This window comes from Bradyrhizobium sp. BEA-2-5, assembly GCF_032918025.1.
Lineage (GTDB): Bacteria > Pseudomonadota > Alphaproteobacteria > Rhizobiales > Xanthobacteraceae > Bradyrhizobium > Bradyrhizobium pachyrhizi.
Genome location: NZ_CP136629.1, coordinates 1,753,884 through 1,775,102, shown reverse-complemented (window position 1 = coordinate 1,775,102; position 21,219 = coordinate 1,753,884). Strand labels below are relative to the sequence as shown.

General features: G+C 65.0%; 17 protein-coding genes and 1 pseudogene. 8 read left to right on the top strand and 10 right to left on the bottom strand.

The genetic code is table 11. From position 1 onward, the window contains the following. Positions 1–96: 96 nt before the first annotated feature. The 5 genes and pseudogenes from RX327_RS08220 (at position 97) to RX327_RS08200 (ending at position 5,955) form a co-directional block, all read left to right on the top strand. Positions 97–1,887: a peptide ABC transporter substrate-binding protein gene (locus RX327_RS08220; protein WP_317249991.1), complete on the top strand. Its 1,791-nt coding sequence runs from the start codon at positions 97–99 to the stop codon at positions 1,885–1,887. Positions 1,888–2,166: 279 nt separating this feature from the next. After that, positions 2,167–3,127 (top strand): annotated as a pseudogene (locus RX327_RS08215) (ABC transporter permease). Further along, positions 3,093–4,010 carry an ABC transporter permease gene (locus tag RX327_RS08210; protein WP_317249990.1) on the top strand — a complete coding sequence of 306 codons (918 nt, stop codon included), beginning with the start codon at positions 3,093–3,095 and terminating at the stop codon, positions 4,008–4,010. Before RX327_RS08215 ends, RX327_RS08210 begins: the two are co-directional and overlap by 35 nt. After that, a complete protein-coding gene (locus RX327_RS08205) occupies positions 4,010–4,990 on the top strand; it encodes an ABC transporter ATP-binding protein (RefSeq protein ID WP_317249989.1) in 981 nt (326 codons plus the stop codon). Before RX327_RS08210 ends, RX327_RS08205 begins: the two co-directional genes overlap by 1 nt. Continuing rightward, positions 4,987–5,955 carry a dipeptide ABC transporter ATP-binding protein gene (locus RX327_RS08200; RefSeq protein ID WP_317249988.1) on the top strand — a complete coding sequence of 323 codons (969 nt, stop codon included), beginning with the start codon at positions 4,987–4,989 and terminating at the stop codon, positions 5,953–5,955. The genes RX327_RS08205 and RX327_RS08200 overlap by 4 nt, the downstream gene beginning before the upstream one ends. A gap of 187 nt (positions 5,956–6,142) precedes the next feature. Here the strand turns inward: RX327_RS08200 and RX327_RS08195 are convergent, their stop codons facing one another. After that, positions 6,143–7,105 carry a LysR family transcriptional regulator gene (locus tag RX327_RS08195; protein WP_050386846.1) on the bottom strand — a complete coding sequence of 321 codons (963 nt, stop codon included), beginning with the start codon at positions 7,103–7,105 and terminating at the stop codon, positions 6,143–6,145. Positions 7,106–7,205: 100 nt separating this feature from the next. Between RX327_RS08195 and bla the strand changes: the two genes are divergently transcribed. Then, positions 7,206–8,105, top strand: a complete 900-nt coding sequence (bla, locus tag RX327_RS08190; RefSeq protein WP_317249987.1) for a class A beta-lactamase — start codon at positions 7,206–7,208, stop codon at positions 8,103–8,105. Positions 8,106–8,139: 34 nt separating this feature from the next. Here bla and RX327_RS08185 read toward each other — a convergent pair whose 3' ends face one another. Beyond that, positions 8,140–9,558: an amidase gene (locus RX327_RS08185; RefSeq protein ID WP_317249986.1), complete on the bottom strand. Its 1,419-nt coding sequence runs from the start codon at positions 9,556–9,558 to the stop codon at positions 8,140–8,142. A 223-nt stretch (positions 9,559–9,781) separates the two neighbouring features. On the opposite strand from RX327_RS08185, the gene RX327_RS08180 reads away from it, so the two are divergent. Both RX327_RS08180 and RX327_RS08175 read left to right on the top strand, forming a co-directional pair. Beyond that, positions 9,782–10,696 (top strand): ankyrin repeat domain-containing protein, encoded by a 915-nt coding sequence (locus RX327_RS08180; RefSeq protein ID WP_193395265.1) that lies wholly within the window; start codon positions 9,782–9,784, stop codon positions 10,694–10,696. Between the two features lie 299 nt (positions 10,697–10,995). Then, on the top strand, positions 10,996–11,814 hold the full coding sequence (locus tag RX327_RS08175) for a class I SAM-dependent methyltransferase (protein ID WP_038377577.1): 819 nt from the start codon (positions 10,996–10,998) through the stop codon (positions 11,812–11,814). Positions 11,815–12,166: 352 nt separating this feature from the next. Here the strand turns inward: RX327_RS08175 and RX327_RS08170 are convergent, their stop codons facing one another. The 8 genes from RX327_RS08170 to RX327_RS08135 form a co-directional block, all read right to left on the bottom strand. Then, positions 12,167–12,733 (bottom strand): c-type cytochrome, encoded by a 567-nt coding sequence (locus RX327_RS08170; protein WP_244482525.1) that lies wholly within the window; start codon positions 12,731–12,733, stop codon positions 12,167–12,169. 89 nt (positions 12,734–12,822) lie between these two features. Further along, positions 12,823–14,532, bottom strand: coding sequence for a pyrroloquinoline quinone-dependent dehydrogenase (locus tag RX327_RS08165; protein WP_317249985.1), 1,710 nt, complete (start codon positions 14,530–14,532; stop codon positions 12,823–12,825). Positions 14,533–14,938: 406 nt separating this feature from the next. After that, positions 14,939–15,877, bottom strand: a complete 939-nt coding sequence (locus tag RX327_RS08160; RefSeq protein WP_050386842.1) for a carbohydrate kinase family protein — start codon at positions 15,875–15,877, stop codon at positions 14,939–14,941. A gap of 9 nt (positions 15,878–15,886) precedes the next feature. Further along, on the bottom strand, positions 15,887–17,539 hold the full coding sequence (locus tag RX327_RS08155) for an FGGY-family carbohydrate kinase (RefSeq protein ID WP_317249984.1): 1,653 nt from the start codon (positions 17,537–17,539) through the stop codon (positions 15,887–15,889). Positions 17,540–17,581: 42 nt separating this feature from the next. After that, positions 17,582–18,355, bottom strand: a complete 774-nt coding sequence (locus RX327_RS08150) for an SDR family NAD(P)-dependent oxidoreductase (protein ID WP_317251223.1) — start codon at positions 18,353–18,355, stop codon at positions 17,582–17,584. Positions 18,356–18,448: 93 nt separating this feature from the next. Further along, complete coding sequence (locus RX327_RS08145) at positions 18,449–19,456, bottom strand: ABC transporter ATP-binding protein (RefSeq protein ID WP_317249983.1); 1,008 nt, start codon at positions 19,454–19,456, stop codon at positions 18,449–18,451. 16 nt (positions 19,457–19,472) lie between these two features. Then, positions 19,473–20,303, bottom strand: coding sequence for a carbohydrate ABC transporter permease (locus tag RX327_RS08140; protein ID WP_317249982.1), 831 nt, complete (start codon positions 20,301–20,303; stop codon positions 19,473–19,475). A 4-nt stretch (positions 20,304–20,307) separates the two neighbouring features. Next, a complete protein-coding gene (locus tag RX327_RS08135; protein WP_317249981.1) occupies positions 20,308–21,180 on the bottom strand; it encodes a sugar ABC transporter permease in 873 nt (290 codons plus the stop codon). Between the last annotated feature and the right edge of the window lie 39 nt (positions 21,181–21,219).

The following is a 21,219-nucleotide window of genomic DNA, read 5'->3' as shown; positions in this document are numbered from 1 at the left end:
GACCTTCGCGGTCATTCGGTGTGCCATCCTGCCGCCAACACGGCGGCCGGTTCCACGGCCCGCCGCAATAACCAATTGAGCCGGACCGAGGGGACAATGTTCGACAAGAATCTGCGTGGCATGATCGACGAGGTGAAGGACGGGCGGATGGATCGCCGCGCCTTCATCCAGCGCATGGCCGCCGTCGGCCTGACCGCACCGCTGGCCAACCAGATCCTCGCGCTCGGCGGTGTCGCCATGGCCCAGGGCGCGTCCACCTACAAGCCGACCAAACGCGGCGGCGGCGGTGCGCTGAAGCTGTTGTGGTGGCAGGGCCCCACCCTGCTCAATCCGCATTTCGCCACCGGCACCAAGGACCAGGACGGCTCGCGCCTGTTCTACGAACCGCTGGCAAGCTGGGACGTCGACGGCCACCTCAACCCGATCCTCGCCGCCGAAATCCCCTCGATCCAGAACGGCGGGCTTTCCAAAGACGCCAAGACGGTGGTCTGGAAACTCAAGCCCGGCGTCAAATGGCATGACGGCAAACCCTTCACCGCTGACGACGTCGTGTTCAACTGGGAATATGCCACCGATCCCGCGACCGCAGCCGTCTCGAGCGGCACCTATTCCGGCATGACCGTAGAGAAGGTCGACGACCTCACGGTCCGCATCAAGTTCAAGGATCCGACGCCATTCTGGGCCAACGCGTTCGTCGGCGCCTATGGCTGCATCATCCCGAAGCATTTGTTCGCCGAATACAAGGGCAGCAAGTCGCGCGAGGCGCCGAACAATCTGAAGCCGGTCGGCACCGGGCCCTACAAGTTCGTCGAGTTCAAGCCGGGCGATCTCATCCGCGGCGTGATCAATTCCGACTATCACATGGCCAACCGGCCCTATTTCGATACGCTCGAGATGAAGGGCGGCGGTGACGCCGTCTCGGCGGCACGCGCCGTGATCCAGACCGGCGAGTATGATTTCGGCTGGAATATCCAGGTCGAGGACGACGTGCTGCTGCGCCTGGAAAAGGGCGGCAAGGGCAAGACCGTCTATGCCGTCGGCGGCGATACCGAGTTCATCGCGCTCAATTTCACCGATCCGAACGTCGAGGTCGATGGCGAACGTTCGTCGATGAAGACCAAGCATCCGCTGTTCTCGGATCCCGTCGTGCGCAAGGCGCTGTCGCTGCTGGTCGATCGCGAGTCCGTCAAGAAGGCGATCTACGGCCGCGCCGGCCGCACCACGGCGAACTTCCTCAACGGCCCTGAAAAGTTCGTCTCCAAGAACACGAGCTGGGAATTCTCGGTCGAGAAGGCGAGCGCGCTGCTCGAACAGGCCGGCTGGAAGCCCGGTGCCGACGGCATCCGCGAGAAGGACGGCAAGAAGCTGAAGATCCTGTACCAGACCTCGATCAACGGCCCGCGCCAGAAGACCCAGGCCATCGTCAAGCAGGCCTGCCAGAAGGCCGGCATTGAGGTCGAGCTGAAGTCGGTGGTAGCTTCGGTGTTTTTCTCCTCCGACGTCGCCAACCCCGACACCTATCCGAAGTTCTACGCCGACATCGAGATGTTCCAGATCCCGCTCAGCCAACCGGATCCGTCGCAGCACATGCGCCGCTACCTGTCCACCAGCGTCGCGACCAAGGAGAACAAGTGGCAGGGCACGAACTTCCCGCGCTGGGTTAACAAGGATTTTGACGCCGCGATCGAGGCGGCCGACACCGAGACCGATCCGATCAAGCGGGCCGAGCTCTACATCAAGTGCAACGATCTGATGTGGCAGGACACGGTGGTGATCCCGGTGATGCACCGCCTCGCGGTGGAAGCCTGCTCCAACACGGTGCGGCCCGCGCTCTCCGGCTGGGCCAACCAGACCGACAATCTGCAAGACTGGTATCGTGAAACCTGAGACACGGGGACAGGTTCGGAGTTGAGTAGGTGCATCTTCTCCCTCTCCCCGTTCTTACGGGGTCGAGACGAGCGGAGCTCGCTCTTGGAGGGTTGGGGTGAGGGGCTTTCGCAGCAAATACCGTGAAAGATGAGTTCGTGGAGACTCCCCCTCACCCGGAATTCAAGCTGTGCTTGAATTCCAACCTCTCCCCGCACGCGGGGCGAGGTGAAGCTCGCCTTTCGACTGGAAGCAAGATCAACGTGCTCAAGGTGCGAGCGTTAGTTAGATGATCTCTCGATGAGTCAATATATCCTGCGTCGCCTGATGATCGCGATTCCGAGCCTGCTCGGAATCTCGGTCGTGCTGTTCGTCGTGCTTGCGCTCGCTCCCGGCGATCCGTTCTCTGAACTGGCGACCAACCCGAACGTTCCGCCCGAAGTGCAGGCCGCGCTTCGGGCCAAGTTCGGCCTCGACGATCCGATCTACCTTCGTTACCTGCACTGGCTCAACGCCATGCTGCACGGCGACTGGGGTTTCTCCTTCGTCAGCCGGATGGACGTCGACCAGTTGATCCTCCAGCGCCTGCCGGCCACGCTCTACGTGATCGGCTCGGCGCAGATCCTGGCGCTCTTGATCGCGATTCCCGTCGGCGTCTACGCCGCGACGAAGCCCTATTCGCTGTTCGATCAGGTCGCGAACACGCTCGCCTTCGTCGGTTTCTCGCTTCCGACCTTCTTCACCGGCATTCTGTTCATCCTGATCTTCTCGATCACGCTGGACTGGCTGCCGTTCGTCTATACCACCGACATCAAGGCGACCGGTATTCCGCTGGGTGCTGGAGATGATCAGGCAGGCGATCATGCCGGTGGCGGTGCTCGGCCTGTTCCAGGCGGCGTCGATGACGCGCTTCGTCCGTTCGGCGATGCTCGACGTGATCCGGCTCGACTACGTCACCACGGCGCGTGCCAAGGGGCTTGGCCAGGCCACGGTCATCGTCAAGCACGTGATGCGCAACGCCATGATCCCGGTCGTGACGCTGATCGCGTTGCAGATGCCCGCGGTGTTCGGCGGCGCCATCGTCACCGAGCAGATCTTCCGCATTCCCGGCATCGGCTCGCTGCTGATCTCCTCCATCCTTTCCAACGACACGCCGGTGGTGATGGCCGTCACCTTCGTCTTCGCGTGCCTGGTCGTGCTGTTCAATCTCATCGCGGACGTCCTTTATGGCTGGCTTGACCCTCGCATCTCCCTCCGCTGAGCGGCGGGTCTACTCGCCCTGGCGCGAGACGTGGCGGCGCTACAGCCGCCACCGGCCGGCCGTGGTCAGCGCTGTGCTGCTGCTGCTGCTGATCGCGGCCGTCGTGATCGGCCCGTTCGTCTGGCGCGTCTCGATCAGCGACATGGACGTCGTGGCCGGCCTGCAGGGGCCGTCGCCGGCCCATCCGTTCGGCACCGACGATCTCGGGCAGGATATCCTCGCCCGCATGATCTATGGCGGGCGCATCTCGCTCGCCGTCGGCCTTGCCGCGATGCTGGTCTCGGTCTTTATCGGCGTGCTGATCGGCGCGCTGGCCGGCATGTCGCGCGGCGCGCTCGGCCATGGCCTGATGTGGCTCACGGATCTGTTCCTGTCGCTGCCGCAGCTGCCGCTGCTCTTGCTGCTGATCTATCTCTTCCGCGACGGGCTGAAGCAGGTGTTCGGCCCCGAGGGGGGCATCTTCATCCTGATCGTGCTGGTGATCGGGGGGCTCCGCTGGATGCCGGTCGCGCGCCTGGTGCGCGCGCAGTTCCTGTCGATCCGCGAAAAGGAATTCGTGGAGGCTGCACGTGCGCTCGGTGCAAGTCCGCTGCGGCAGGTGGTCAAGCACATCCTGCCAAATGCGCTCGGTCCGGTGATCATCGCCGGCACCATCGACGTTGCGGCCGCCATCATCGCGGAATCGACGCTGTCCTTCCTCGGCCTCGGCTTTCCGCCTGATACCCCGACCTGGGGCCGACTGCTGTACGATGCCAAGGATTTCCTCGATATCGGCCCGCACTGGGCGCTGTTTCCGGGCGGCGCGATCTTCATCGCGGTGGTCGCCATCAACTTCATCGGCGACGGCCTGCGTGACGCGCTCGATGCACGACGGGTGATCTGATGGCGCCGCTGCTCGAGATCAAGGGCCTGAAAACCCACTTTTCCACCGACGACGGCATCCTCCAGGCCGTCGATGGCGTCGACATCTCCATCAACAGGGGGGAGACGCTCTGCGTCGTCGGCGAGTCCGGCTGCGGCAAGACCGTCACCGCGATGTCGATCCTGAAGCTGATCGCGATGCCGCCGGGCCGGATCGCGGCGGGCCAGATCATTTTCGAGGGGCGCGATCTCGTGCCGCTGACCAGCAATCAGCTCGACGAGATCCGCGCCAAGGAGATCGGCTTCATCTTCCAGGAGCCGATGACCTCGCTCAATCCGGTGCTCACCATCGGCGAGCAGATCGCCGAGAGCCTGCGCCGCCACGAGGCGGTGACGAGAAAGCAGGCCCTGGAACGCACCATCGAGATGTTGAAGCTGGTGCAGATCCCCAATGCCGAAGGTCGCGTGCACAATTATCCGCACCAGTTCTCCGGCGGCATGCGCCAGCGCGTGATGATCGCGATGGCGCTCGCCTGCAAGCCGAAGCTGATCATCGCCGACGAGCCGACCACCGCGCTCGACGTCACCATCCAGGCGCAGATCCTCGACCTCTTGCAGGACATGAAGGAACGCTTCGGCATGGCGGTGATGTTGATCACCCATGCCATGGGCGTCGTCGCCGAGACGGCGCAGCGCGTCGTCGTGATGTATGCCGGCAAGGTGGTGGAGGAGGCGGCCGTCGACGAGCTCTTCGGCGATCCCCGCCATCCCTATACGCAAGGGTTGATCCGCTCGATCCCGCGCATCGACCTCGACAGCGAGCACAAGACGCGGCTGGAGGCGATCGGCGGCTCGGTACCGATCCTGATCAATCCGCCGGTCGGCTGCCGCTTTGCCCCGCGCTGCAAGTTCGCCATGAACGTCTGCACCGAGAAGGAGCCGCTGCTGCGCGAGGTCGCGCCCGGCCATCGCATGGCCTGTCACTTGGGAGACGTGTCATGAGCGAGCCGCTGCTGCGCGTTTCCAATCTGAAGAAACACTTCCCCGTGCTCGGCGGCCTGCTGTCGCGCCAGGTCGGCAGCGTCTATGCCGTCGACGGCGTGTCGTTCTCGGTCAATCGCGGCGAGACGCTCGGTCTCGTCGGCGAATCCGGCTGCGGCAAGTCGACGACGGGGCGTTGCGTGCTGCGCCTGATCGAGCCGACCGACGGCGAGGTCACCTTCGACGGCCAGGACGTGCGCAAGCTCGGCGGCAACGATCTGCGCGCGATGCGGCGGAACATGCAGCTGGTGTTCCAGGATCCGTTCGCCTCGCTCAATCCGCGCATGACGGTCGGCGCCATCCTCGGCGAGGCCTTCACCATCCATAATCTCGCGACCTCCGCCAAGGAGCGCGAGGAGCGCGTCGCGAGCCTGCTGGTCAAGGTCGGGCTCAAGGCCGAGCACATGCGGCGCTATCCGCACGAATTCTCCGGCGGCCAGCGCCAGCGCATCGCGATCGCGCGCGCGCTGATCACGCAGCCGAAGCTGATCGTGTGCGACGAGCCGGTCTCCGCGCTCGACGTCTCGATCCAGGCCCAGGTGATCAACCTCCTGGAAGACCTCCAGGCCGAGTTGAACCTGACCTATCTCTTCGTCGCGCACGATCTCTCGGTGGTCGAGCACATCTCCGATCGCGTCGCGGTGATGTATCTCGGCCGCATCGTGGAGCTGGCGAAGGCGAGCGATCTCTACCGCAATCCGCAGCATCCCTACACCAAGGCGCTGCTCTCGGCGGTGCCGGTGCCGGATCCCAAGCTGAAGCGCGAGCGCATCCGCCTCAAGGGCGACGTGCCGAGCCCGATGAAGCCGCCCTCGGGCTGTCACTTCCACACCCGCTGCCCGATCGCCCAAGAGCGCTGCCGGCAGAGCGCGCCGGAACTGCTGGAAGGCAGGAACGGGCATTCCGTGGCGTGCCATCTGGCGTAGGTCGCGCGCCAGATGCGATAGCCAGCCGGCGCGGGAGCGCACCGCCAAAATATCGAAAACAACCCCATGCAAAGCGGCCGGCGGCTGCGGGCGTTCGACACGGCACTTGACATGTCGGGCAAATCAGCGGCATTATTCGATAATTCCGAAATAGTGGCGACGATAGTTGAAATCACGTCGTCAGACGTTAACGCCGCTTGGTGTTGGTCCGCGGCTTCGGTCCGGCCTTTGTCTTGATCTTCCGCCGCGGTGCGGGCGCGACGGCGTCCTCAACCTCATTCACCTCCGTCCGCAGCGTCTCGAGCAGCCAGTCGCGAAACGCGCGCATGCCCGGCGTCACCTCGCGCGATTTCAGCCAGGTCAGCCAGTAGGATCCCGCCGGGACCTCGGCCGCGAACGGCCGCTTGAGCCGGCCGGAGGCCAGCTCATTGTCGAACATCGCGATCGGCACCAGCCCGACGCCGACGCCGCGCGCGGCGGCCTCGGCCATCGCGACCGAACTGTCGAAGATCGGCCCCTGGATTTTCGGACACGGCGCGCCGGCGACCGCAAACCATAGCGGCCACTCCTCGGCGCGGTAGGAGCGCAGCAGGAATTCCTGCGCGAGATCGGACGGCTTGCGCAGCCGGTCCGCCGCGTCGGGGCAGCACACCGGCGAGAGCGGTGCGGACAACAGATGGATCGCCTCGGTGCCGTGCCACGAGCCGTCGCCGAAGCGCAGCGCGAGATCGAGCCCGTCGCCTGCGATGTCGACGCGGTTGTTGTTGGTGAGCAGACGCAGATCGATATAGGGATGCGCGCGCTTGAAGCGGTCGACCCTTTGCAAGAGCCATCCGGTCGCGAACGTCGTGACGCAGCCGACGGTCACGACCTCGCGCGTGCCCTTGGCCTCGATGCGGTCGATCGCGGCGCCGATCCGGTCGAGCGCGTCCGACAGCACCGGCAGCAGCGCCAGCCCCTCGTCGGTGAGCACCAGCCCGCGCGGCAGCCGGCGGAACAGGCTCGTACCCAGGAGGTCCTCGAGCTGCTTGACCTGATGGCTGATCGCGGTCTGCGTCACGCGCAGCTCCATCCCGGCGCGGGTGAAGCTGAGCAGCCGCGCCGAGGCCTCGAAGGCGCGCAGCGCGTTCAGCGGGAGGTGCCGGCGCACGGCGTCATGACCAAGTTTTCCTCATGCCTCGCTGTATAAATGATTGTTTGTGCGCCGTCACGCCGCCCGGCAGGTTCGCGCCGCCAACGGGAGATTCGACATGCTGACGAGACGGACATTTGGATTGCGCGCGCTGGGCCTTGCGGTGTCCTGCACCCTGCCGCGGCAAGGCGCAGCGGCAGGACCAGGCGAGCCGGCGCAGCGGCTGCAGCAGGAGTTTGCGCGCATCGAGCTCGCGACCAGCGGCCGGCTCGGCGTCGCCGTACTCGACATGGAGACGGGATTGCGCGCGAGCCGGCGCGGCGACGAGCGGTTCCCGATGTGCAGTACCTTCAAGGCGATGGCGTCGGCCGCGGTGCTGCACCGGGTCGACCGCGGCGAAACCAGCCTCGAACAGCGCGTGCAGATCGAGGCCAAGGATATCTTGGCCTACGCGCCGGTCACCAAGGGACGCGTTGGTTCGGCCATGACGCTGTCCGAACTCTGCGCGGCTGCCATCACGCTCAGCGACAACACCGCCGCCAACCTGCTGCTGCGCGAGATCGGCGGGCCGGCCGGCTTCACCAGCTTCTTCCGCACCATCGGCGACAATGTCAGCCGGCTCGACCGCTGGGAGGTGGAGTTGAACGAAGCCGTGCCCGGCGACCCGCGCGACACCACGAGTCCTGTCGCGATGCTGAAGGATTTGCAGCGCGTGCTGCTCGGCGATGTCCTGTCCGCGGCCTCGCGCCAGAAGCTGGTGGACTGGATGGTCGCCAACAAGACCGGCGACGCAAGGCTGCGTGCCGGCGTGCCCCGCGACTGGCGGGTCGGCGACAAGACCGGCACCGGCGAGCGCGGCACCTACAACGATATCGGCGTGTTCTGGCCGCCCGGCCGCAAGCCGATCGTGGTGACGGTCTACCTGACCGGGGCAAGCGCACCCATGGAGACGTGCAACGAGGTGATCGCCAATGTCGCGCGCGCCGTCGCGAATGCGAGCACCGGGCAGAGCGGCTAAACCTGCGACGCCGCGATCAGCGTCGCCGACAACATCAGGTCGGCCAGCGACCAAGCAAGTCGCTCGCCGCCTCGAACAACGCCGCAACGCGCAACAATTCCGCATCGGCGCGGAAGCGGCCGACGAGCTGAATCCCGATCGGCAGGCCGTCGCGGCCAAAACCCGAGGGCAGGCTGATCGCGGGATGGCCGGTCATGTTGAAGGGCATGGTCCAGGGGAACCAGTGCGGCCGGACGCTGTCGAAATGCCGACCATCGATCTCGATGCTGCCGAACAGATCCTGCTCGATCGGCAGCGCCGACCGGGTCAAGGTCGGCATCGCCAGGAGATCGCCGCGCGCAAACAGCGACTGCACCCGGCGGAACAGCACGGTGCGCTCGAACATCGCCCGCTGGTAGTCGACACCGCTGACCTGCGCCGCCAGCGCGAGCTTCAGGAAGGTTGCGCTGAGATCATTCGGATGATCGGCCGCGAGCTTCTCAAAGCGCGTGCGCCAGACCGTGTGGTTGATGGCGCGCCAGATCGGCTCGATGTCGAAACCATCGCCGGAGAACTCCTCGAGCTCGGCACCGAGCCCGGCCAGCCGGTCGAGGCTCGATTTGAACGCCGCGGCCACATCGGACGTGACCGGGCGCCCCGGCGGCGACACGCAGAACAGCACCCGCCGGCCCCTGAGGTCGCCGCGCGGCGCGGCAAGCCCGAGATAGTCGGGCACGGGCACGCCAATCGACCAGGGATCGCAGGCATCCTCGCCGGCCATCGCCTGCATCATCAGCGCGGTGTCGGCGACGGTGCGGGTGGTCGGCGTGACATAGGTCTGGTTGCCGAACGCATCCAGCGCCTGGCTGTGCGGGACGACGCCGTTGCTCTGCTTCAGCCCGACCACGCCGTTGCAGGCGGCCGGAATTCGCGTCGAGCCGCCACCGTCGGTCGCGATCGCGAGCGGTGCGATGCCGCTGGCAACGGCGACCGCCGCACCGCCGCTGGAGCCGCCGGAGGACCGGTCGGCACTCCACGCATTGCGGGTGCGACCGAACAAGGGCGAGTCGGTCAGGCACTTGCTGCCGAACTCCGGCGTCGTGGTCTTGCCGATCAATATGCCGCCCTGGGCACGGAGGCGGGCCACGGCGACGGCGTCATTGTCGGGCACGTTGTCCCGGTACGGCACCGCGCCGAAGGTCGTCCGGACGCCTTTGGTGTTGACGATGTCCTTCACCGTGAAGGGGATGCCGTGGAGCAGACCGAGTGGCTCGCCAGCCGTGATTTGCCGCTCGGCGGCTTTCGCCTGCGCCATCGCCGCATCGCCGCACAGCGTGATGAAGCAGTTCAATTCGGGTTGCAGCCGCTCGGCACGGGCGAGCACCGCGCGCGTAATCTCGACAGGCGAGACCTCCTTGCGGGCGATGCGCCCACGAAGCTCAACGGCAGACAGCAGACACAGATCGTCGCTCATTTGGGCGTGGACTCGCGTCAAAGATGGTCGACGGACGCATCGTGCCGCGTGGCATGCCGCAAGTCCATCGGCTCGGACGCATGGCGTGCCGCCACGGAGCCGCGACGGCGCATGGCCTGCCGAATCGGCGGGCCCTTCCCTGCCGCGCGGCTTGGCAGCGACCGAGGATCATGCGACGCTCGAACCGAATGGCGCTGCTGTCAACATGACGGAGGACCACGCCTTGTATCGCCGCATTGCCCTCGCCGCGCTGATCGTTGCCGGCAGCGTGCACGGCAGCCTCGCGGGGCCCGATCCGGCGCGGTGCCGCGAGCTGATCCGCAAATACGAAACCGACAAGGCCCAGCTCAGCGCGGTCGAGATCTCGCTGTCGCTGTTTGCGGCCGCCAACGCCGATTGCATCAACCTTGCCACCGAGCTGCTCGATCACGGCGCCTCGGTCGATGCGCGGGACCGGCTGGGCGCAAGGCCGCTGAGCCACGCCGCCCGCTCCGGCCATCTCGCGATGGTCGACCTGCTGCTGGCGCGCGGCGCGCCGCTCGATGCGCGCAACCTCGCGGGATCGACCGCGCTGTACTTTGCCGCCGAGCGCGGCCATGTCGCGATCGTGCAGCGCCTGATCGACCGCGGTGCCGACGTCAATCTCACCGGACGCAGCGGCGCCTCCCCGGTCGCGGCCGCGGCCTATGCCGGCAGGGACATGGTGGTGCGCATGCTGCTGGCGCACGGCGCCGACGGCCGCAAGGCAGACGACACCGGCAAGCCGCCGGTCGTCTATGCCGCGGCGGGCGGCCAGCTCGGCATCGTCAAGCAGCTGCTCGCGCGCGAGATCGAGATCAACGCGCGCTACGCCAACGATCTGACACTCCTGATGTGGGCCGCCGGCCCTGACGAGACCGTGCCGGAGGCGCAGGCACTGGAGGTCGTCTCGTACCTGCTGGACGCCGGCGCCAAGGTCGACGACCGCGATGCGCGCGGCCGCACGGCACTGATGATCGCCGCCGAGGGCAATCATCCTGCAATCGCGAAGGCATTGCTCGCTCATGGCGCCGATGCGGCGCTGGCCGACAAGGCCGGCAAGCATGCCGCCGATCTCACCATCCTGTCGGCGCTGCGCGAGGAGCTGACGCCGCGTTGAGGCATGATGACCGTGCTCCCTCTCCAGAGAGCTGGGGTGAGGGTCTATCACCGCGTACACAGCAAGAGACGGGTTTGCGGAGACTCCCCCTCACCCGGATCGAGTCTCACGATGCGACATAGCCGAAGCTTTGCTTCGGCGTTCCAGGGCATGTACTCATTAAGCGGCAGCGGCTGAAGAGCGGACATTCCCTGAGGTCGCAGATGGGCCATAAGCAGACTCCCTTGCAGCTTGCCATCCAATAGGCCAGCATCAACACTCAAGACGTTCGATACTTTCCACTCGCGGTAGGGGAAGTCATGTCGGTCCACGAACATTGGCAAATGGATGCCAGCGCGCCGGAACTCTACGAACGCTATCTTGTACCAGCCATTACTTCGGTATGGGCGAGTGACCTGCTCGACCGCATCGCACCTAGGCAAGGCGAAAGCGTGCTCGACGTCGCCTGTGGGACCGGCATAGTCGCGAGGTCGACGCAGCAACTAGGCTTGGCGGGACGAGTGGTTGGCCTTGACCTCAACACTGCGATGCTCGCAATTGCGCGCTCGAAATCTCCAAAAATTGAATGGGTTGAGGGGAGCGCGCTTGACCTTCCGTTTGAAGCAGACTGCTTCGACGTGGTGCTTTGCCAACTTGGGCTTCAATTTTTTCCAGACCGGCTTCTTGCGCTAAAGGAAATGGTGCGGGTGCTGAAGCCCGCAGGACGCGCTGGGTTCAGCGTCTACAGCGCAATTGAGAAAACTCCAGCAGCACACGCTTTTGTGCAGGCACTCGATAAGTGCCTGGGAAAAGAGGCGTCGCGCACCAAACGTTCCGAGCACCTCTCTTGCGATGCTCAGGAGATTGCCGATTGGACGAAACAGGCGGGCTTTGATTTTGTCGATGTGGCCGCTGTGACCCAACAGATTAAGTTCCCGTCAATGTTGGATTATGTCCGCTTTCAGCTCACGGCAACGCCGATGGCTGGCCTCTTGAAGGACAAAGAGGCGCTTGAGCGGGAGCGGCTAATCATCTCGATTTCCGAGGATGCTGCCTCTCGTCTCGACCATTCGATGCTGGCAGGTGGCAAGCTGACATTTCCGCAGCAATCGTTCGTAGCGATTGCTTCCCTCCGCTAATGTCTGTTTTGGGTTCACTTTTGGACGCCGCGCGAGCGAGCGCCAAGGTTAGCAACGGGCCAAGAACCAGTGAGGCTGAGCGGTCTGACGGCAGCTGGCTCGACCTCCCCCGCAAGCGCATGGCAATCGCATATGGGCTCGATAGCTCCACAAAACTCGTCATGCCCGGCCTTGTGCCGGGCATCCACATCTTGGTTTCCGCGAAAGACGTGGATGGCCGGGACAGGCCCGGCCATGACGACGCGGAAACACCGGTGCTGGATCCATATGCGATTGCCCTGCCCGCAAGCGGGAGAGGGAGCGCACCTCCATCGCGCGCTATCCGACCTCATCCCATTAGCCTGCCCGCCGCTCACAGCCCCGCCAGATACTCCACCAGTGCGGCAAGGTCGTCGGGCGACGTTGCCAGCATCAGGTCGGACATGCCGGGATTGTTGCCGCGCGCACGGGTGCGGAAATCGGCGATGGTCTTGGCGAGGTAATCCCGCCCCATCCCGGCCAGCCGCGGCACCGTGCCGTCGCCCTGGAAGCGATCGAGATGGCAGGCCGGGCAGCCGACCGAGCGGCTGGCGCTGACCGCCTTCTCCGCCACGTCCTTGGGCGCACGCGGCTGGCCGAGGTCAGGCCACGGCTTCTGCGAAAAATATTCCGCGATCGCCAGCATGTCGTCGCGCTCGAACTGGGCCGCGATCGGCTGCATGATCTCGCTCTTGCGATCGCCGCGCTTGAAATCGCGCAGCTGGATGTAGAGATAGCCGGCCTGCTGGCCCCAGATCGTCGGAATGGTCTTGTCGACCGGCTTGCCGCTCTCGCCGTGGCAGCCGGCGCAGACCTGTACTTTTTCCTCAATCGTCTCTGCGCGCGCCTGCGCCGCCATCAGCAACAGCGCGACGCCGCAAATCATCCATCTACTGAACATCTGCTCATCCGTAGAAAACAGAGGCGGGACCGAACCGGTCCCGCCTCGCCGTCAATGTTTGCACGCGTAATGATGCATCAGCCCCAGGCTCAGTCGAGCGTGAAGGCGATGATGTTGTTGCCGCGCTTGTAGTCGAGCTGGGTGTTACCGCCCGCACCGACCACGATATATTGCTTGCCGCCGACCATGTAGCTCGACGGCGGCGCATTGACGCCGGCGCTGGCGCGGAAGCTCCACAGCTCCTTGCCGTTCGACGAATTGTAGGCCGCGAACTTGCCGTTGCCTTCGCCCGTGAAGACCAGGCCGCCGGCGGTAGCGAGGATGCCGCCGATCATCGGCTCGGGCGTGTTGACCTGCCATTTGATCTTGCCGTTGTTGTAGTTCACCGCGGTGATGTTGCCCGCCTGCTTCTCGCCCGGGATCACCTTGAAGGCGCCGCCCAGCCACAGCTTGCCGTTCGGATAGGCCGAGCTCTCGACGTGGTAGGTCATCGGCTGGTGCAGGTTGATCGCGTAGGCCAGCTCCTGTCCCGGATCGGTCGCGATCGGCGACCATTCGACGCCGCCATTGGCGCCGGGCAACATGCGCGCGCCTTCCTTGGTCGGCAGCACCCACATGTTCTCCTGCGGCACCATCGCCTCGGAGAAGCGGATCAGGCTGCAGTCCTTGCGATCGTGCACATAGATGTGCCCGGTCTTGCCGGCATGGATGACGCCGGGAATCGTCTTGCCGCTCTTGTCCTTGACGTTGACCAGCACCGTCGGGCTGACCGCGTCGAGGTCCCAGACGTCATGGGCGATGTACTGGAAGTGGCAGACATACTTGCCGGTGTCGAGATCGAGCGAGACCAGCGAGTTGGTGTAGAGGTTGTCGCCGGGCCGGTTCGAGCCGTCGAGGTCGGGCGACGGGTTGCCGACGACGAAGTAGATCCGGTTGGTCGCGAGATCGACCGACGGGTTCTGCCACACGCCGCCACCGAGCTTGGCATAGGGATCGCCGATCTTGGCGAGCATGTCCTTCTCGGCCTGGATATTGCGATGCATGTCGCGGCCGGTGGCGTCCTTGGTCGCCCAGACACCGACGGAGTTCTCCGGAATGGTGTGGAAATTCCAGAGTTGCTTGCCGGTCTTGGCGTCATAGGCGCGCACGAAGCCGCGGATGCCGTATTCGCCGCCGTTGGTTCCGATCAGTACCTTGTCCTTGACCACGGTCGGCGCCATCGTCTCGCTGTAGCCGAGCTCGGGATCGGCGATGTTGGTGGTCCAGACCACCTCGCCGGTCTTGGCATTCAGCGCCATCAGCTTGGAATCGAGCGTCGCCAGATAGACCCGGTCGCCGAGCACCTGGACGCCACGATTGTTGGGACCGCAGCAATAAACCGTGATCGGGCCCATCTTGTGGGCATAGTGCCAGAGCTGCTGACCGGTCTTGGCGTCGAGCGCATAGACATGGCTGAACGACGTCGTGACGAACATCACGCCATCGACGACGATCGGAGATGTCTCAAGCGATTCCTTGACGTCGGTCTGGAAGATCCATGCGACGTGCAGGTTCTTCACATTGTCCCGGCTAATCTGCTTGCCCGGATAGAATCGCGTCTGGGCATAGTTGCCGTTGGTGAGCAGGAAGTCCCTGGTGCTCTTGTCGGCGGCGTTGAGCTGCTCCTGGGTCACCGGAGAAACATTGGCGTTGCCGAGGACCGACTGCTTCTCCTGCTTGACTTCCTGCGCGATGGCGGCGCCCGACAACAGGCCAACGCCGAGTGCGGCGGCGAATGCCGCAATCCCTTTCACATACATATCTTCCCCCGTTATTTCTCGGTTGCAATATTAGGGATGCGTGTCTGCTACTTCCCTTCGAGGCCCGGTCGCCCTGGCGAGCCCGCAACCCGTTGCGTGGCCTGGTTGCGCTGCAATAGACGATCAAAAAAAGACGACGACAGGTATCGATGGATGGGTTCCATGTTAGCGCGGTCTTTCACAAAGACAACCGATGCGCTCAAAGCGAAGCCGAAGCAGCATGACTTCGCACGCTCGAAACGCAGCGATCGCGGGTTGGCATCAAATCCGAGCGATATCGGGTGCTTCGGACGCCTTCACGCATCGTCGGGCAGACTTGCCTTCGCAGGCGCAGCACGCAAAATGAGACTAAGCGTCAAGCGACGGCATCGCGCGGGACGTCGCGCCGGCTGAGGCCGCGCATGCCCTACCAATAGTCGGCCGGCAACTCCCGGCTCCGTGGCGGATCGGCGCCGGGCCGCGTGCAGGTGAAGGCGGCGCATTTGCAAGCAAAGGACAGCGCACGGGTCAACTCGGCCGCGGAGACGTCGCGCAACCGCGGCTGCGCGATCCGGTCCAGCCGATGCAACGCGGCGAGCATCGCCGCCTGAAAGCTGTCGCCGGCGCCGATCGTATCGACGACGTTCACCACCGGCGCTTCGGCCGCGATTGATCCGGCCTTGCGATGCCAGGCACAGGCGCCATCATTGCCGCGCGTGATGACGACGAGCGATGCGCCGCCCGACAGCAGCGCCTCGGCCCGCGCAGCATGGGCCTCGTCACCGAACAGATAGGCGAAGTCGACGTCGGACATCTTCACGATGTCGGCCTTGCCGCAGAACGCAAGCATGCGCGCGCGATAGGCGTCCTTGTCCTTGACGAGGTTCGGCCGGCAATTCGGATCGAGCGAGATCGTCACGTTCGGCCGCGCATCCTCGATCAAGGCCAGCGTCTCCGCAGCACCCTTGTCATGGACCAGCGTGGTCGAGCCGGTATGCACGCAGGTGACCTCGTCAAGCGCGACCGCATCGCGCCGATAGGTCCAGTTCCGCGACGCTGTGTCGGCGTCGTAGAAGGCGTATTGCGTCTCGGTGCCGGTGACGCGCGCAAACGCCAGCGTCGCCTGGTGATCGCTGCGCGTCGCCCGGCTGAGATCGACGCCTGAGGCTACGGCATGATCGGCGATCATCCTGCCGAATGTGTCGGCCGAGATGCCGCCGACAAAGCCGGTGGGAACATCGAGCCGGGCGCTGCCGATCGCGATGTTGAGGCAGGAGCCGCCGACCGCGGGCGTCATGGCCTCGCGTCCATCCGCCGTCCGCGACGGCAGGAAATCGATCAGTGCATCTCCGCAACTCAGCAGCATGGGGAAACCTTACGTCGGCGCTTCGCCGGGCGCCCGCCTCATCGCCTCGCGGCTGTCGCGGTCAAGCTCCCGCAGCATCTTGTGCACGCCGCGCTTCTTGCGGTGGAACTCGGCAAGTTCCGGCCTGGTCGGCTCGCTCAACCGCCCGAGCGCCGACATGCCGGCCATCGCCGCATTGATCGAATCGTGCGCACCGCTGGCGACCGCGCCCAGCATCGCGGCGCCGAGCAAGACGGGTTCTTGCGTCTGCGGCAGCGCCACTGTGTAACCTGTCGTGTCGGCCATGATCTGGCGCACCAGGGGGCTGCGGCTCGCGCCACCGCCGATCACGATGGTCTTGCCGTTGACGCCATGCGCCTGCAAGGCGTCGATGACGTCGGCAAGGCCATAGGCCAGCCCGCACAGGCCGGCGATGAACAGCCGCTCCAGCGCCGACACGTCGGTGTCGAGATCGAGCCCCGCGATCACCGCGCGCGAGCCGGGATCGGCATAGGGCGAACGGTTGCCGAGAAATTCCGGCAGAACATGAACGTTGCGCGCGAGCAGCACCGCAGCACCGGCATGGCCGCTGCGCGCCAGGATGCGCCTCTCGAGGTATTCGATGACGTCGACGCCGTCGGTCTTCGCCGCGAGCGAAACCTCGGCATGCGCCGGATGCGACTTGAGCAGGTGATCGATCGCAGCGCCGGCCGCGGATTGGCCGCCCTCGTTCAGCCAGAAGCCGGGCACCATGCCTTCGAAATAAGGCCCCCACACGCCGGGGACGAAGCACGGCTCTTTCGTCGTCGCCATGATGCAGGCCGACGTTCCCATGATGTAGGCGAGACGGTCGCTGACGTCGCCCGCTCCGCCCGCCCCATCGCGGCCGCCGATCGCGCCGACACCGCCGGCATGCGCGTCGATCAGCGAGGCACCGACCGCGGTCCCCGGCACGAGGCCGAGATCGCGCGCGGCATCCTCAGACAGCCCGCGGCCGAGCGGCGAGCCGGGCGGCACGATCTCGCTGCCGATCCGCCCGAAGCGGTCGGCCGCCAGTGCCTCGAGTCCGACCCGCTTGAAAAAGGATTCGCTCCAGCCGCCCTCGCCCGCGACATAGGTCCATTTGCAAGTGACCGTGCAGGTCGAGCGCGCCAGCGAGCCGGAGGCGCGGAACGTCAGATAGTCGGCCAGATCGAAGAAGTGACCGGCGGCGTCAAAACTCGCGCGCAGATGCCGCTTCAGCCATAGCAGCTTCGGCATCTCCATCTCCGGCGAGATGGAGCCGCCGACATAGCGCAGCACCTTGTCGCCGGTCGCGTTGACGAATTCGGTCTCGTCCATCGCGCGGTGATCCATCCAGACCACGACATTGCGTACGGGATCGCCGGACGGGCTGACGGTGAGCGGCCGGCCCGCTCTGTCGAGCACGACCAGCGAACAGGTCGCGTCGAAGCCGATGCCTTTGACGTGTTCGGCCGCAATTCCAGCCTCCCGCATCGCTTTGCCGACGGAAGCGGCGCAGGCCGCCCAGATGTCATCGGACGATTGCTCGACGATATCGCCGGGCTCGTGCCAGACCCGGATCGGATGCCGGGCCGACCCGAGCAGCTTGCCCGACTCGTCGAACACGCCCGCCCGGGCGCTGGTGCTGCCGACGTCCACCCCGATATAGGCTTGCCGCATGACCGCTCTATCTTCCGTTGAGCATGATCCCCGGGCGCAAGCCTACCAGCAAGTGTAACCGCCATCCACCAGCACGATGCTGCCGGTCATCAGGCTCGCGGCTTCCGAAGAGAGGAACAGCACGACGGAGGCGATCTCCTCGACCTGCCCCATCCGCGCCATCGGGGTTCCGCCGATCCAGGCGTCGTACATCTTCGGATTGCTCTTCACGAAGGCATTCAGCGGCGTCTCGATATAGGTCGGCGCCACCGCGTTGACGCGGATGCCGCGCGCGCCCCATTCGGCGGCGAGCGACTTGGTCAGATGGTGCACGCCGGCCTTGGAGGCGTTGTAGAAGCATTGTTCCTGCGGCTTGTTGACGATGAAGCCGGACATCGAACCAACGTTGACGATGGCGCCGCTCCTGGCCTTGAGCATGTGCTTGCCGAATTCGCGGCAACACCAGAACGTGCCATTGAGGTTGACGTCGATGACGTTGAGCCAGTGCTCGTCGGTCACGGTCTCGGCCGGGGTCTCGCTGCGCGCGATGCCGGCATTGTTGACGAGGATATCGACCTTGCCATACTTGCCGACCAGTTCGTCGGCGACCGCGGCGACGCGAGCGGAATCCGTCACGTCCATCAGCGCGATGTCGGCGTCGAAGCCCTTGGCCTTCAGCGCCGCCTGCGCGTCATTGGCGACCTTGCCGTCGCGGTCTCCGATCACGACCCTGGCGCCGGCCTCGGCCAGCGCTTCGGCGCAGGCGAGGCCAATGCCCTGGCCGCCGCCGGTGATGAACGCGGTCTTGCCGCCGAGCCTGAATTTCTCGAGATACATTTTCTTCTTCCTTAGCTTCTTTTTGAGCATGATCTGTTCGGAAAACCGCTTCGCGCTTTGCGCTAACGCGGCCCTCCGGGTCCGGATCATGCTCTACGCGTGAATCGATTTTCCGCTGTCGTCGAAGCGGTGGATCCGCGCCGGATCCGGCAGCAGCGACACGCGGTCGCCGGCATGCAGGCTCAACTCGCCGATGTAGCGCGCGGTCAGCATGCCGAGCGGGCCGGCATCGACGTAGAGAAACGTGTCGCTGCCGAGATGCTCGGCGACCGCGATCGTCCCCTGCCAGCCGCCACCGCCGTCACGCTCGATCTTGAGGTGCTCAGGCCGCACGCCGATGGTGGCGGCGCCATGCTGCAAGGCGAACTCGCCGGTAACGAAATTCATCTTGGGCGAGCCGATGAAGCCGGCGACGAAGAGGTTGGCGGGCTTCTCGTAAAGCTCAAGCGGCGAGCCATATTGCTCGATCTTGCCGCTGTTGAGCACGACGATCTTGTCGGCCATGGTCATGGCCTCGACCTGATCGTGGGTAACGTAGATCGCGGTGGTGCCGAGCTGCTTCTGCAGCCGCGTCACCTCGATCCGCATCTGCACGCGCAGCGCCGCATCGAGGTTTGAGAGCGGTTCGTCGAACAGGAAGGCCTTGGGCTCGCGCACGATGGCGCGGCCGATGGCGACACGCTGGCGCTGGCCGCCGGAGAGCTCGCGCGGCTTGCGGTCGAGATAGGGCGTGAGGTTCAGCGTCGCCGCTGCCGCCTCGACCTTGCGGTTGATCTCGTCCTTCGGCAGCCCTGCCATCTTCAGGCCGAAACCGATATTCCCGCGCACGCTCATATGCGGATAGAGCGCGTAGGACTGGAACACCATCGACAGTCCGCGCTTGGCCGGGGGCGTATCGACCACATTCTTGCCGTCGATCAGGATCTTGCCGCCAGAGACGTCCTCGAGGCCCGCGATCAGGCGCAGCAGCGTGGTCTTGCCGCAGCCGGAGGGACCGACGAACACCACGAAGGAGCCGTCGGAGATGTCCAGGTCGGCGCCCTTGATGATGTGCACGGGGCCGAAGGATTTTTGCACGCCCTGGAGTGTGATCTGACCCATGGCGAAAGCCTTTCTGCTACTTGACCGCGCCGAAGGTCAGGCCGCGGACGAGCTGCCGCTGACTGAACCAGCCGAGGACGAGGATGGGCGCGATCGCCAGCGTGGAGGCCGCCGACAGCTTCGCCCAGAACAGCCCTTCCGGGCTCGAATAGGACGCGATGAACGTGGTGAGCGGCGCGGCGTTCGAGGTCGACAGATTGAGCGTCCAGAACGCCTCGTTCCAGGCCAGGATCAGGTTGAGCAGCAGGGTCGATGCGAGCCCCGGGATCGCCATCGGCGTCAGCACATAGACCAGCTCACGGCCGACGGTGGCACCGTCCATGCGCGCGGCCTCCAGGATGTCGCGCGGGATCTCCTTGAAATAGGTGAACAGCATCCAGATCACGATCGGCAGATTGCCGAGGCAGAGGATGAAGACGAGGCCGATGCGGGAATCGAGCAGGCCGAAGGACTTGTAGATCAGATAGATCGGCACCAGCACGCCGACCGGCGGCATCATCTTGGTCGAGAGCATCCAGAGCAGGATGTCCTTGGTGCGCCTGGTCGGCGAGAACGCCATCGACCAGGCCGCGGGAATGGCGATCAAAAGCGCTATCAGCGTCGAGCCACCGGCGATGATGATCGAGTTCATCGCGTGGTGGAAATAGTCGCTGCGCTCCTGCACGGTCGCGTAATTCTCCGTGGTCCAGTGAAAGAACAGGAAGGACGGCGGTATCGCAAACGCCTCGAGCTCGGTCTTGAAGCTCGCCAGCACCATCCAGAGGATCGGGAAGAAAATCAGGAAGCCGACCAGCCAGGCCGCCGCCGTCGAGATCACCTTGCGCCGTGTCGTGACCATCCGCGCCATGACGTTACGCCTCCAGGTTGCGGCCGACGATGCGGACGAGGAAGAAGGCGACGACGTTGGCGATCACCACGGCGACGAGGCCGCCCGCGGAGGCGGTGCCGACGTCGAACTGGATCAGCGCCTGCGAATAGATCAGGAAGGCGATGTTGGTGGTCTGCAGGCCAGGCCCGCCGCCGGTCGTGACGAAGATTTCGGCGAACACCGTCAGCAGGAAGATGGTCTCGATCAGGATCACCACGGTGATCGGACGCGCGAGGTGCGGCAGCGTGATGTAGATGAAGGTCGAGATCGCGCTGGCTCCGTCCATCTCTGCGGCCTCCTTCTGCTCCTCGTCGAGCGATTGCAGTGCGGTCAGCAGGATCAGCGTCGCGAAGGGCAGCCATTGCCAGGCGACGATCAGGATCACCGCGAGCAGCGGCGCGTCGGTGAACCAGTCGATCGGCGTCAGGTGAAACAACTGGGCGAGCCAGGCGAACAGGCCCGAGACCGGGTGCATCAACAGGTTCTTCCAGACCAGCGCGCTCACGGTCGGCATCACGAAGAATGGCGCGATCACCATCAGCCGGACGATCGAGAGCCCGACCACCTGCTGGTCGAGCAGCAGCGCCAGCGGCACGCCAAGGATGATCGTGATCGCGAGCACCGAGCCGACCAGCACCAGCGTGTTCTGGAGCGAAGCGAGGAATGCGGGATCGGTGAGGAAGTAGCGGAAGTTCTCCAGCCCAACGAAGGCTTCGGAGCCGGGATCGAGCAGGCTGTAATGCAGCGTCGAGAAGTAGATCGTGAGCGCCAGCGGCACGATCATCCAGATGAACAGCAACGCCACCGCGGGCGTGAGCAGCGTGCGTGCGAGCAGTTGGGTCTGCTGGGTCGCCATCCCCGCCTCCTTCTCAAGGAAAGGAGCGACCATCCCGCT